This window comes from Brevundimonas sp. (assembly GCF_016742135.1).
Taxonomy (GTDB): Bacteria; Pseudomonadota; Alphaproteobacteria; order Caulobacterales; family Caulobacteraceae; genus Brevundimonas.
The window spans coordinates 1-13,302 of record NZ_JACVCG010000003.1 but is presented as its reverse complement, the minus strand read 5'-3'; the positions used below and the strand labels follow the sequence as shown (position 1 = coordinate 13,302).

The window sequence follows — 13,302 nt, the reverse complement described above, 5'->3', positions numbered from 1 at the left end:
AGTCCGGATGACCGTTACCAGGAAATCTGTCCGTGTTGCGGCGTGCAGTTCGCTTACGATGACGCGACAACATCTCATGCCGAGCTGCGTCGTCGATGGATCGCGGCCGGAATGCATTGGTGGTCATGTGCCGTGCCGCCTCCGCCCGACTGGAATCCGCGCCAGCAGCTGAACCTGACCTTCTCTGGAGACCCAGAATGAACATCCTCAACGCCCCCGACCCCGATTTCATGCAGGACGAGGAGATCACCCTCTTCTCCGACTCCGTCGGCAAGTGGATCGACGAGCATGCGCCACCGGAAAAGGTGCAGGAGTGGATCGCCGATTCCTCGGTCCCGCGCGAGCTGTGGACCCAGGCCGGCGAGGCGGGCCTGCTGGGCCTGTCGATGCCGGAAGAAGACGGCGGCATGGGCGGCGACTATCGCCACGAGGTGGTGCTGATGCGCCAGCTGGGCTGGAAGGGCGCGGACCACTTCGGCATCTCGCTGCACAACGCCATCGTCGCCCCCTACATCTGGCACTATGGCACCGACGAACAAAAGGCCCGCTGGCTGCCGAAGCTGGCCTCGGGTGAGCTGGTCGGCGCCATCGCCATGACCGAGCCGGGCGCCGGCTCCGACCTGCAGGGCGTCAAGACGACCGCCATCAAGCAAGGCAACCAGTATGTGGTGAACGGGTCCAAGACCTTCATCACCAATGGTCAGCTTGCCAACTTCATCATCGTCGTGGCCAAGACCGACCCGGCCGAGGGTGCCAAGGGCACCAGCCTGATCGTCGTCGAGACCGACGGGGCCGAGGGCTTTGAACGCGGGCGGAACCTCCACAAGATCGGCATGGAGGGCAATGACACCTCCGAGCTGTTCTTCAATGACGTTCGGGTGCCCGGCGAGAACATCATCGGCGGCGTCGAGGGGATGGGATTCGTCCAGCTGATGCAGCAGCTGCCCCAGGAACGCCTGAACATCGCCGTCCAGGGCGTGGCCGCCGCTGAGCGGGGCCTCAGCGAGACCCTCGCCTACGTCAAGGAGCGCAAGGCCTTCGGCAAGCGGGTCATCGACTTCCAGAACACCCAGTTCAAGCTGGCCGAGGTCAAGACCAAGCTGACGGTGGCCAAGGTGTTCGTCGACCACTGTATGGGGCTGCATCTCAAGGGCAAGCTGGATGCCGCGACCGCCTCCATGGCCAAATACTGGGTCACCGACATCCAGGGCGAGACCATCGACGAGATGCTCCAGCTGCACGGCGGCTACGGCTATATGAACGAATACCCGATCGCCCAGCTGTACAAGGACGCCCGCGTCCAGCGCATCTATGGCGGCACGAACGAGATCATGAAGCTGCTGATCGCCCGGACGCTGTAGGCGGGGCGAGGGAGGTCGGCAGGGACAGGGCCAGATCGATCAGGTCCGCCAGCTCCCCCTCGGCCCCGTCCAGCGCGGCCTCCAGCCGTGTGCAGGCCACAAGCACCCGCGACGCCTCGCGTACCTCTGACGCCTCGTGCGCCTCACCCAGCCGGTCCCGCTCCAGATAGCGCCAGCCGCTGTCCGCCGGATGGGACCGGATCAGGTCCCAGCGCGCCTTCACGTCCAGATCATCGGCCACCCGCGCCCAGCGCTTCGCCCGGGGCCCCCTGCGATAGAAGCCCGGCCGTGTCGGCAGGTCGTGGGCCCGATAGACCGCCAGCGCCGACGTCCTCAGCGCCGCCAGCCGCGCCCCTGCCCCTGGGTCAGTCAAGGTTGAGGGCGCTGGTGACCGAGACGTCATAGACCACCCGCGTCACGCTCTGAACCAGCTCGAAGAACTGCCGCAGCTCGGTCGATCCCGCGCGCGGCACAAAGATCAGATCGTCGGGCCGGACCTCGAAGTCCGAGGCCACGAACATGCCGTTGGCACCCGACAGATCCAGACGATAGACGACCGGCACCCCGCGTGGGCTGGGCGGCTGGCTGAGACCCAGGGCGCGGGCGACCGCCGGGCTCTCGAAGCGGAACACCAGCACCGACCGCGCATCGGCGGTATCGGGGTTCGGACCGCCGGCCCGCGCCAGAGCTGCCGCCAGCGTCAGCGGCCCCGGCCCCATCTCGGCCTGTGACACCGCCCCCAGCGCCCCCATGACACTGTAACGACGCGGCCGGTAGTCCAGGCTGACCCGGTCGCCCGGGGCCAGCCGCACATTCTGGTCAAAGCGGGTGGTGACGGCGGTCCAGGGCGCGCGCCAGCTCGTCTGGCCGCGGCTGACCACCACCTCGATCTCCTCAGGGCTGCGTGAAAGCCCGCCGCTGGCCGCGATCACATCCAGCAGGCGGTCGCGGCTGGCCGACAGGGGCACCCGGCCCGGGGTGCGAACCTCGCCCAGCACGGTCACCCCGGTCGAGGGGGCCTCGGCGACCATGACCGTCACCTGCGGATTGCCGACCCGCCCGACCAGCGCCCCCCTCACGGCCGCCCCGGCCTCGGCGGCGGTCAGGCCCTCCACGCGAACGGCTCCGGCAAAGGGAATCTGGATCGTGCCGCTGTCGGCGACGACAACGGGGGGCAAGGTCTGGCTGGCACCCTGCACCGTGCCGCCCCCGCCGCGTGCCCCGAACAGGGCCCCGCTGGGCTCATAGATCGACACCGACAGGGTATCGCCGACGCCGATCCGGTCGAGAGGCGCGGTGCTCTCGGCCCCGGCCAGCGACGCGGTCGGCTCTGCCGGCAAGGCCCGCAGCATCTGGCTGATCCCCGCGTCCAGCTCGACCAGGGCATAGGTCTGATCTCCGGCCTGACCGCTCACATCGCGGGCCGAAGGGCCCTCCACCGGCAGGGTCGAGCACCCGGCCAGCGCCAGGGCGGACAAAAGGGCAGGAAGGGCAAGAGGTCGGGCCATGCCTCAGACTTACCGGCGTTTCAGGGGCCGCGCCAGTCGCCCGCAGGCCCCGGGTGCGTCAGATGCCGGGCGTCATCCCCAGCGCCTCCGCCACGATCCGAAAGTGGGCGTGCCAGGTCGGCGGCTTGTAGGGGGGAGGCTGCCCGTCGCCGCGCGCCGCGCGGTCCAGCGCCTTCAGCCAGCCGGGTCCGTCCAGCGGGTCGATCAGCTTGGCCTTGGGCACCAGTTCCCGGTGGGCGGCGATGTCCGAGGCGATCAGCGGCACACCCATGGCCATGGCCTCGACCGCCGGCAGGTCGAACCCCTCGACGGCCGAGGGGGCCACAACCCCGCGCGACGCCCGCATCAGCCGCGACAGGGCCGCATCCGGAAGTTCCGAGGCCTGGTGCACCAGCCCCTGCAGCGGCGGTGACCGCTCCAGATGATCCAGCACCGACTCATTTTCCCAGCCGTTCCGGCCGATCAGCACCAGCGCCGGGGTTTCCCCGCCCCTCATCTCCTCCAGACGCCGCCACAGGGTCAGAAGGAAGGTCAGATTCTTGCGCGCCTCGATCGTGCCGACGTGGACGAAATACGGGCGCTCCGCGGGACGCCAGCCGGGTTCCGCGAACGGCGGTTCCAGCCCCAGGTGCGCGACCACGACGGTCGGTGTGGCCAGTCCCTCCCGCTCGGCAAACGCCTTGAGCACATTGGCGGTGGTGTCCGAGTTCACGACCAGCACCGACCCCTGCTTCAGCGCCAGTCGCATCCGCGTACGGTGCCGCGCGCCTTCGCCGGGCCGGCAGTATTCCGGGTGGGTGATGGGGATCAGGTCGTGGACCATCAGCACCGACCGGACGCCGTCCTCCGCCAGTTTCGACAGCAGCCGCGAGCTGGTCAGGCCGCTGTGACCGACATTGATGTACAGCGTCCCGCGCGTGATCTCCGGCAGGGCGCGCGTCATCAAGAGCCGCGTCATGACCTGTCGCCGGGGCTCCCGTTCGCGGCTGACGGGGCCGGACAGGGAGCGCGCGCCACGCGGACGCGCCAGAAGGTCGGTCAGCGCCCGCTCGGCCTCGCCCACGCCATTGCCGGTCCAGCGGTCGCGCAGAGACACCGCGAGATCGCCGAACCATCTCCGGTCCAGCGCCATGAGGTGGTCGCCCCGGCTGCGCACCGGGACGAACCGCACATCGGGATGCCCCATCAACCATTCTGCATAGGCCAGACAGACGCGGTCCACGCCCGTCGGCGTGGTCCGTCCGCTGCGCTGTAACAGGCGGCCGGCGTCGAACAGCACGGTGCGGGCCATCGCGTCAGGCGACCCGGGCGTAAAGCGCGCTCAGGCGAGCCTGATAGGCCTCGGGGCTGAATTTCTGCGCCTGAACCAGGCCCCGCGCAGACAGGTCGGCGGCCAGATCGTCGTCGGCATCCAGCGCCCGGATCCGTGCTGAAATGGCCGCGGTATCATAGGGGTCGGCCATCAGGGCGGCATCACCCGCCACCTCGGGCAGGGAGGCGGCGGTCGAGGTGACCACCGGCGTGCCCAACGCCATCGACTCCAGCACCGGCAGGCCGAACCCCTCATAGATGGACGGGAACAGGGTGCCCCGCGCCCCCCGGATCAGGTCGACCAGCAGCGAGAACGGCAGGAAGTCATACAGGCGGATGCGCTTTTCGCGCGCCTTCCTGGTCCGGCGGATCTGGTGCATCAGGGCGGTCTCGTCCTCGTCCAGCCAGGCGCGACCGCCGACGACGACCAGCGGCCGCGTCGAGCCGGAGGTCAGATAGGCCTCGACGATCCGGCCCAGATTCTTCTTGGGTTCGATGGCGCCGAAATAGAGGTAATAGCCCTTCCATCCCAGCTGGTGAACGCTGGCCAGTTCCGCGGCCACCGTCTCGTCGGACTTGGCCAACAGGCGCGGCGGAATGCCCACAGACTGGTATGTGATGCTGATCCGGTCTTCCTCGACACCCAGTATGTCGATGACATCGCGCTTTGTGGCCTCCGACACCACGGCGATGTGGTCGGCCTTCTTCGCGATCTGGCGGCACAGGCCCAGGAACAGCCGCTTGTTGTCCAGCGTCGTGTGCGGCAGGCGCAGCGGGATCAGATCGTGGATCGTATAGATGTTGGGCACGCCCCGCGCGATGCAGGGCAGGACGGTGGTCCAGTGCATGACATCGGGCCGCGCCACCGTCTCGTGCGCGCGAAAGCTCAGGGGCGTGAACACCCTGTCGGCGGCAAAGGCCCGATTGGCGGTCGAGAACAGCCGGGGCGAACTCCAGTAGGCCGAGGCTGCGGGTCGGCCCCCGCCCCGCGAGGGCCAGATCACCATGTCGCTGGGCGCAATGGCCGTCGCCGTCTTGCCCAGTCGCGCTGTCATGGTCTCGACCTTGCGCCGCAGCGGCCGGTCACGCGGCGTATGGGCGTCGATCAGGGCGATCTCGTTCAGGATCGGCCGCTTCCTGTTGATGGCGGCGTTGGGGCCATACAGGACCTGGGTGTCCAGCCCGGCATCGTTCAGGTTCCGCAGCAGGTTCCGCCCATAGGTGGCGATGCCCGTGCCCTTGGCCATGCCGATGTTGAAGCCGTCGATACAAACCCGGGTCATGTCAGGAGACGTAGCCCGCCTGCATCAGTTCGGCGAGGTGGATAATCGCCACCGGCCGGTCGTCCTCGACCACCAGCAGGGTCGAGATACGGTTCTGGGTCAGGATGTCGACCGCGTCGCTCATCCGGGCATCCGGCGATATCTGTTTCGGACGGGCGGTCATCAGGTCCCCGGCGGTGAGATCCTTCAGCGAGGTCGGCTCGCGGCCAAAGGCCCGACGGACATCACCATCGGTGACGATCCCGGCCAGCCGCCCGTCGGCCTCGACCACGGCGGTGGCGCCCTTCATGCCTTCGGTGATGGCCGAAATGACCTCGGCAAAGGGGGTGCCGCGGGTGACGGCGGCGACCCTGCGCGGGCGATCCCCCATCCAGTCGCGCACGCTCTGCAGGCTCATGCCCAGTTTGCCGCCCGGGTGATGCAGGCCAAAGGCCTCGGCCGAGAACCCGCGCCGCTCCATCAGCACCATGGCCAAGGCGTCGCCCAGGGCCAGCGTCATCAGGGTCGAGGTGGTCGGTGCCAGATTGTTGGGACAGGCCTCGGCCACCTGCGGCAGCCGCAGCAGGACGGCGCTGTTGCGCCCGAGGAAACTCTCGGGCCGCTGGGTCATGCCGATCACCGGAATCCCCCGCCGCTGGCAGAAGATCAGGGGATCGCGCAACTCGCGGCTCTCGCCGGAGTTGGAGATGGCCAGCAGGGTACAGTCGTCGCGCAGCATGCCCAGATCGCCGTGGCTCATCTCGGCGGGGTGGACGAAAAAGGCATTGGTACCGGTCGAGGCCAGGGTGGCCGCCAGCTTGCCGCCGATGTGACCCGACTTGCCCATGCCGGTCACCACCAGATAGCCGGGCCGCGACAGGATCACCGAACAGGCGCGCGCCACGCTGTCGTCCAGTCCGGCCTCCAGCGCCTCCAGCGCCTCCCGGTTCAGCCGGATCACTCTCCGGGCATGATCGGTGATGGCCTCGGTGGTGTCGGCATCAAAGGGGGGCTGGGTCATGTCATGCGCGTCAGATCGGCCGTCATCGGCCCGCCGGATGGGAAGCCGCAGGATGTGCCGCATCCCGTCTCGTTTCACAATGCCGGGCCCGCCCTTCCGATCCGCCGCCCTCCGGTTTGATTTGACCACAGATAGCCGACAACCTTTGCCGCAGCGGGGCGTTAGCAGGACCGCGACCCGAGCTGACCGTCTTCCTCCCCGCTGGACGGTCCCTCTTCCGAGTACGGGCACCCGCTCCGGTGTTGCCCCGGCCATGAGAAAGATCCGACCCGACCTGATGACTGCCGCGATCGCCCCGACCGACCCCCGCGCCCTCGCGTCCCCGCCGGCCCCGGCCTCCCTGATCCGGACCCGCGGGCCTCTGGCCCTGTTTCTCGACCTCGACGGTGTGCTGGCTCCGATTGAATCCCGGCCTGAGGATGTCGGCCCCGATCCGCGCCGCTCGCGCCTGCTGGACGCCCTGATCACGACGCTGGAGGGTCGGGTCGCGGTGCTCAGCGGCCGCGCGCTGGCCGACGTCGACCGCATTCTGGAAGGTCGCGTGGTGCCGGTGGCGGGGGTCCACGGGCTTCAGCGCCGCTCGGCCGACGGGCGGATCGAGGCCCGCGGGGCCGAGGCCGACGTGGCGCGGGCGGTGGAAGGGCTGACCCGGGCCCTTGGCGCCGACATCGCCGATGGCGTCGAGATCGAGAACAAGGGCGTGGGCGTGGCTGTCCACTATCGCAACGCGCCCGACCGGGCGGCGGGCGTTCGCCATGCCACGACCACGTTGGCCCGGGACCACGGCCTGCATCTCCAGCCTGGCCATATGGTGGTCGAGCTGAAAGGCGGCGATGCCGACAAGGGTCAGGCCCTGGCCGCCTTTCTGGCCGAGCCGCCCTTCGTCGGAACCCATCCCGTCATGATCGGCGACGATCGCACCGACGAAGCCGCCTTTCGCGCGGCCGAGGCGGCGGGCGGCTTCGGCATACTGGTCGATCCCCGGTGGGTCAGCGCCGCCCGCTATGGCCTGGCCGACACGCGGGCCGTCACCGACTGGCTGACGCAACTGGCGGAGGCGGCCCGATGAAGCCTTCGGTCGATCTCGCCCCCATCGGCAACTGCGCCATCAGTGCCCTGATCGACCGGCAGGGCCGTTATGTCTGGGCCTGTGCGCCGCGCGTGGATGGCGACCCGCTGTTCTCGGCCCTGATGGACGGCAGCGACCCGGACCACGGCTTCTGGGACATTGTGCTGGAGGGTCAGGTCAGCGCCGAGCAGGACTATGTGCGCAATACGCCGGTTCTCCGCACGATTCTCCATGCTGTCGATGGGTCCGCCCTCGAGATCATCGACTTCTGCCCCCGCCATGCGCATCAGCAGCGCACCTATCGTCCGCTGGCCTTCGGACGGCTGATCCGGCCCCTGTCCGGCACGCCACGCATCGCCATCCGCCTCAGGCCCGCCGCTGACTGGGGCGCGCGTCTGGCCGACTGTACCCACGGCTCCAACCATATCCGCTATCTGTGCACCGGTGCCACCTTCCGCCTGACCACCGACTGCCCGGTCAGTCACATCGTCAATGAGCGGGTGTTCCGCCTTGAGAAGCCGCTGGCCTTTTTCTTCGGTCCCGACGAGGCTTACGACCAGGACGTGGGCCCGGGGCTGGTCGCCGCGCGCGACCGGACGATCGGCTATTGGCAGGACTGGGTGCGCAAGCTCTATCTGCCGCTCGACTGGCAGGAGGCGGTGATCCGCGCCGCCATCACGCTCAAGCTGTGCGCCTATGAGGAGACCGGGGCCATCGTCGCGGCCCTGACCACCTCGGTGCCGGAATTCCCCGGCAGCGGCCGCAATTGGGACTACCGCTACTGCTGGATCCGCGACGCCTATTACACAGTGCGCGCCCTCAACCGCCTCGGCGCGGTCGACATCCTTGAAAACTACCTCGTCTATCTCCGCAATCTCGTCGACCAGGCCGACGGCGGCCACGTCCAGCCGGTCTATGGCGTGGGCCTTGAAGAGGACATCGACGAGCGGATCACCGAGACGGTCGAGGGCTATCGCGGCATGAAGCCGGTGCGCGTCGGCAATCAGGCGCGCGAGCATCTGCAGCACGACGTCTACGGACAGATCGTCCTGCCGCTGGTGCAGGCCTTCTATGACCAGCGCATGCTCCGGCCCGGCACGCTGGAAGATTTCCACGCCCTCGAACGGGTCGGACAGCGCGCCTTCGAGATGCACGATCAGCCCGACGCAGGCCTGTGGGAGTTCCGGACCTTCGCCCGGGTCCACACCTATTCGTCAGTGATGTGCTGGGCCGCCTGCGACCGGCTGGCCAAGGCCGCCGACCATCTGGGGCTGGAGGGTCGCGCCGCCGACTGGACGGAAAAGGCGCGCGTCATCCGCGCGCGGATCGAGCGCGAGGCCTATCTGGCCGAAGAGGGCCATTTCGCCGCCAGCTTCGGCGGCACGGAGCTGGATGCCTCGCTTCTGCAACTGACGGATGTCGGCTTCCTGCCGCTCGACGATCCGCGTATGGCCCGCACCTTCGAAGTGATCGAGCGCGACCTGAAAAAGGGTCCCTTCCTGTTCCGCTATGTCGAGCCCGACGACTTCGGCGAGCCCGAGACGGCCTTCAACTTCTGCACCTTCTGGTTCATCGAGGCCCTGCACCAGAATGGCCGCGATGAAGAGGCCCGCACCATCTTCGAGGAGATGCTCAAGCGCCGCACCCACGCCGGACTGCTCAGCGAGGACATCGCCGTCGAGAGCGGCGAACTGTGGGGCAATTATCCGCAGACCTATTCCCTGGTCGGGATCATCAACTGTGCCATCCTGCTCAGCCGCTCGTGGACGGACGTGCGATGAGCCGCCTGATCGTCGTTTCGAACCGCGTCTCGGCGCCTACCGACCCCTCGGCGGGCTCGGCCGGCGGTCTGGCCATGGCCCTGTCGGCGGCGCTGCGCGAATACGACGGCCTGTGGTTCGGCTGGTCCGGCAACACCACACCGGAATGGAAGCCCGAAGCCCAGATCGAGGACCGGGCCGGCGTCACCGTCGCCCTCGTCGACCTCGAACCCCAGGACGTCGAGGAATATTACAACGGCTATGCAAACAAGACCCTGTGGCCGCTGTTTCACCACCGGGTGGACCTCTCGGCCTATGAACGGTCGTTCGGCGAGGGCTATGAGCGCACCAACGACCGGTTCGCCGAGGCCCTGGCCCCGCTGATCCAGCCGGACGACCTGATCTGGATCCACGATTATCACATGATCCCGCTGGCCCGGGATCTTCGGCGTCGAGGCATCAGGAACCGGATCGGATTCTTCCTGCACACGCCCTGGCCCGTGCGCCAGCTGCTGGTGACGCTGCCCTATCATCGCCGGCTGGTGGAATCGCTGTTCGACTTCGACCTGCTGGGCTTTCACACCCGCGAGTGGCTGGACCTGTTCCGGGACTATGTGGCGTCCGAGCCGGGCATCCACGGGCGGCTGTTGCCCAATGACGCCCTGACGGCCTTCGGCAAGACCGTGCAGACGGGGGTCTTCCCCATCGGCATCGACGTGGACGGCTTCCTCGAGGCGCGGAACTCCGCGCTCGGCGTGCGCACCTACGACCGGATGGCGGCGTCTTCGGCCTTTCGCTCCATGATCGTCGGAGTGGACCGGCTGGACTATTCCAAGGGGCTTGAACAGCGGCTGCTGGGCTATGAGCAGTTCCTGAAGGACAAGCCGGAGCAGAGGGGCAAGGTCTTCCTGCTGCAGGTCACGCCCCTGTCCCGCGATGAGGTCGACACCTATCAGGACATCCGCGGACGCCTCGACAGCCTGGCCGGGCACGTCAACGGCACCTATGGCGATGTCGACTGGCTGCCGGTCCGCTATCTGAACCGCACCTACCGGCGCGATCAGCTGGCCGGCATCTATCGCGCCGCCCGGGTCGGTCTGGTCACGCCCCTGCGCGATGGCATGAATCTGGTCGCCAAGGAATATGTCGCGGCCCAGGACCCCGATGACCCCGGCGTGCTGATCCTGTCGCGCTTCGCCGGCGCGGCCGAGGAGATGACCGAGGCCCTGCTGATCAATCCCTTCAGCCGCGAGGAGATTTCCGACGCCCTCAGCCGCGCGCTCGCCATGCCGCTGGCCGAACGCAAGGACCGGTGGCAGGCCCTGATGCAGGTCGTGCGGGATTCTGACGTCGCCCTGTGGCGCGACCTGTTCGTCTCTACCCTCAGGGCGATCCCCCCGGGAGGGGACCAGCCGGTGGCCGGGGCCTAGTAGATTTCGAACAGGCCCGCGGCACCCATGCCGCCGCCGACGCACATGGTGACGACGCCGTATTTCGCGCCGCGACGCTTGCCCTCGATCAGCACATGACCGGTCATGCGGGCACCGGACATGCCATAGGGGTGGCCGATGGAGATGGCCCCGCCCGAGACGTTCAGCCGGCCATTCGGAATGCCCAGCCGGTCGCGGCAATAGATCACCTGCACGGCGAAGGCCTCATTCAGCTCCCAGATGCCGATATCGTCGACGCCCAGACCATGCTGCTTCAGCAGCTTCGGCACGGCGAAGACCGGGCCAATGCCCATTTCGTCGGGGTCACAGCCGGCCACGGCCATGCCGACATAGCGGCCGAGCGGCTTCAGACCGCGCTTCTCCGCCTCCTTTGCTTCCATGATGACCGAGGCCGAGGCCCCGTCCGATAGCTGGCTGGCGTTGCCGGCGGTGATGAAGCGGCCCTGTTCGATCTTTTCGCCGCCGCCAAAGACGGGCTTGAGCGAGGACAGGCCTTCCAGGGTGGTCTCCGGACGGTTGCCCTCATCCTTCGACAGGGTCACCTCCTGCGCCGAGGTCTGGCCGGTGGCCTTGTCCATCACCTGCATGGTGGTGGTCATGGGCACGATCTCGGCGTCCAGATGCCCGGCCGCCTGGGCCGCGGCGGTCCGCTGCTGGGACTGCAGGGCGTATTCGTCCTGGGCCTCGCGCGAAATGCCATAGCGGTCGGCGACCACCTCGGCCGTCTCCAGCATGGACATATAGATGTGGGGTGACAGCGCCAGCAGGGCCTCGTCCTTGAAGCGATAGAGGTTCATATGCTGGTTCTGGACCAGCGAAATGCTCTCCAGCCCGCCGCCGACAGCGACCGTCTGGCCGTCGACGATCACCTGTTTGGCCGCCGTGGCGATGGCCATCAGGCCCGAGGCGCACTGCCGGTCCAGGCTCATGCCCGCCACTGTGGACGGCAGGCCGGCGGCCAGCGCGATCTGTCGGGCGACATTGGTCGAGGTCGAGCCCTGCTGCAGGGCCGCGCCCATCACCACATCCTCGATCTCGGCGGGATCGACGCCGGCGCGCTCGACCGCGTGGCGGACCGCATGGGCGCCCAGCTGCTGGGCCTGGGTGTCGTTGAACGCCCCGCGATAGGCGCGCCCGATCGGGGTGCGGGCGGTCGAGACGATGACGGCTTCACGGGACATGGGATTTCTCTCCTGATGGCTGGCGCAGCTAAGCGCGTGACCCCGCGTCAAGGCAAGCGTCATTCACGCCGATGAGAGCATTCCGGCTTCAGCCCTTCATCGCCGTCTGCAGTTTGCCCAGTTCGATCATCCCCTGGGCCGCGCCCATCTCGGGCACGATCTCGTCCGTGCGGTCCGAAATGTCGTCGAAACGGGCCGCCACCTGCTCGCGGGCATCGGGGCCGGTCGCGCGGATCCCTTGCGTCAGGGTCACATAGGCGCGCTCGAACCCGCCGGCTCCGGCCGCCAGAATGCAGCGTGTCGGGGCATCCTCGCCGACCAGATGCACCAGCCCGGGCGACACCAATTCCGGCCCAAGCTGATCCAGCGGCAGGGCCGCGCCCAGATCCTCGGTCATGCGGGTATGAGCCGTGGGTGCCAGGCAGTTCACCCGGATGTCGTTCTTCTGGCCCTCGATCGACAGGGTCTGCATCAGTCCGACCAGCGCCATCTTCGCCGCCCCATAGTTCGACTGGCCGAAATTGCCGTACAGGCCGGACGACGAGGTCGTCATGACGATCCGGCCGTAGTTTGCCGCGCGCATGTGGTCCCAGACGGCCTTGGTGCAAATGACCGCTCCCATCAGGTGCACGTCCACGACAAAACGGAAATCGTCCAGGTCCATCTTCGCAAAGGACTTGTCGCGCAGCACCCCGGCGTTGTTGACCAGGATGTCGACGCGACCCCAGCGCTCCATGGCGCGGGCCACCATGGCCTCGACCGCGGCAGGGTCGGTGACCGAGGCCCCGTCGGCCATGGCCTCGCCGCCCAGGGCCTCGATCTCCCGGACCACGGCTTCTGCGGCGGTCGCCGAGCCGCCCGTACCGTCTCGCGCCCCGCCCAGATCATTGACGACGACCTTCGCCCCGCGCTCGGCCAGGGCGAGGGCATGGCAACGGCCCAGTCCGCCCCCCGCGCCGGTGACAATCGCCACCCGTCCGTCGAATTCCTGCCGCATCGGGGCCTCCCATCGTGGTGAAGCGTCTCTCCTAGCAGGAGATTGGTGCCCCGAAATGGGGATTTGTGTTGAAATCGGGCCACAGTCACGCCACCGATGCGTCAATTCCGGAACTCGAACGTCATAATCCCGTTCGATGCTCGGAGCCGCCCGTGTAAGCAGGGGCACACTGTCAAGTTTGACGAGCAGAATTTAGAGGGATGAGCATGAAGGTAAAACTTCTCGCCAGCGTCGCCGCGGTCGGCATTTTTGCCGCTGGTGCGGCTTCGGCTGAGCCGAATGGCTGGTATGGCGCGATTGACGCGGGCTGGCACAAGGTCAACGACGTTTACGCCGTGGATTCGCTGGCCGGCAACGGCTGGGAGTTCGAGATCAAGGAAG

General features: G+C 67.9%; 11 protein-coding genes and 1 pseudogene. 5 read left to right on the top strand and 7 right to left on the bottom strand.

All coding sequences use genetic code 11. The features are described 5' to 3' along the window. Positions 1-197: 197 nt before the first annotated feature. Complete coding sequence (locus IBJ06_RS06900) at positions 198-1,361, top strand: acyl-CoA dehydrogenase family protein (protein ID WP_292158607.1); 1,164 nt, start codon at positions 198-200, stop codon at positions 1,359-1,361. Here the strand turns inward: IBJ06_RS06900 and IBJ06_RS06895 are convergent. Genes IBJ06_RS06895 through IBJ06_RS06875 form a run of 5 tightly spaced genes read right to left on the bottom strand, consistent with a single transcriptional unit; the run spans position 1,330 to position 6,463 of the window. Continuing rightward, positions 1,330-1,734, bottom strand: a complete 405-nt coding sequence (locus IBJ06_RS06895; RefSeq protein ID WP_292158605.1) for a hypothetical protein — start codon at positions 1,732-1,734, stop codon at positions 1,330-1,332. The genes IBJ06_RS06900 and IBJ06_RS06895 overlap by 32 nt on opposite strands. Beyond that, positions 1,727-2,869 (bottom strand): polysaccharide biosynthesis/export family protein, encoded by a 1,143-nt coding sequence (locus IBJ06_RS06890; protein ID WP_292158603.1) that lies wholly within the window; start codon positions 2,867-2,869, stop codon positions 1,727-1,729. The genes IBJ06_RS06895 and IBJ06_RS06890 overlap by 8 nt, the downstream gene beginning before the upstream one ends. Before the next feature lie 58 nt (positions 2,870-2,927). Then, a complete protein-coding gene (locus tag IBJ06_RS06885) occupies positions 2,928-4,160 on the bottom strand; it encodes a glycosyltransferase family 1 protein (RefSeq protein WP_292158600.1) in 1,233 nt (410 codons plus the stop codon). Positions 4,161-4,164: 4 nt separating this feature from the next. Further along, positions 4,165-5,463, bottom strand: coding sequence for a glycosyltransferase family 1 protein (locus tag IBJ06_RS06880; RefSeq protein WP_292158598.1), 1,299 nt, complete (start codon positions 5,461-5,463; stop codon positions 4,165-4,167). Between the two features lies 1 nt (position 5,464). After that, the gene (locus tag IBJ06_RS06875; protein ID WP_292158596.1) at positions 5,465-6,463 is read right to left on the bottom strand and encodes a KpsF/GutQ family sugar-phosphate isomerase; all 999 of its coding nucleotides are present in this window, start codon (positions 6,461-6,463) and stop codon (positions 5,465-5,467) included. 277 nt (positions 6,464-6,740) lie between these two features. Between IBJ06_RS06875 and otsB the strand changes: the two genes are divergently transcribed. Genes otsB through IBJ06_RS06860 form a run of 3 tightly spaced genes read left to right on the top strand, consistent with a single transcriptional unit; the run spans position 6,741 to position 10,722 of the window. Then, the gene (otsB, locus tag IBJ06_RS06870) at positions 6,741-7,532 is read left to right on the top strand and encodes a trehalose-phosphatase (RefSeq protein WP_292158594.1); all 792 of its coding nucleotides are present in this window, start codon (positions 6,741-6,743) and stop codon (positions 7,530-7,532) included. Further along, on the top strand, positions 7,529-9,313 hold the full coding sequence (locus tag IBJ06_RS06865) for a glycoside hydrolase family 15 protein (RefSeq protein ID WP_292158592.1): 1,785 nt from the start codon (positions 7,529-7,531) through the stop codon (positions 9,311-9,313). Before otsB ends, IBJ06_RS06865 begins: the two co-directional genes overlap by 4 nt. Next, on the top strand, positions 9,310-10,722 hold the full coding sequence (locus tag IBJ06_RS06860; protein ID WP_292158590.1) for a trehalose-6-phosphate synthase: 1,413 nt from the start codon (positions 9,310-9,312) through the stop codon (positions 10,720-10,722). The genes IBJ06_RS06865 and IBJ06_RS06860 overlap by 4 nt, the downstream gene beginning before the upstream one ends. Here IBJ06_RS06860 and IBJ06_RS06855 read toward each other — a convergent pair. Both IBJ06_RS06855 and IBJ06_RS06850 read right to left on the bottom strand, forming a co-directional pair. Continuing rightward, on the bottom strand, positions 10,719-11,924 hold the full coding sequence (locus IBJ06_RS06855; protein ID WP_292158574.1) for an acetyl-CoA C-acyltransferase: 1,206 nt from the start codon (positions 11,922-11,924) through the stop codon (positions 10,719-10,721). The two genes, IBJ06_RS06860 and IBJ06_RS06855, sit on opposite strands and share 4 nt — an antisense overlap. A gap of 88 nt (positions 11,925-12,012) precedes the next feature. Continuing rightward, positions 12,013-12,921 carry an SDR family NAD(P)-dependent oxidoreductase gene (locus tag IBJ06_RS06850; protein WP_292158568.1) on the bottom strand — a complete coding sequence of 303 codons (909 nt, stop codon included), beginning with the start codon at positions 12,919-12,921 and terminating at the stop codon, positions 12,013-12,015. A gap of 200 nt (positions 12,922-13,121) precedes the next feature. On the opposite strand from IBJ06_RS06850, the pseudogene IBJ06_RS06845 reads away from it, so the two are divergent. Continuing rightward, a pseudogene (locus IBJ06_RS06845) lies at positions 13,122-13,302 on the top strand (cell envelope biogenesis protein OmpA); the annotation flags it as partial.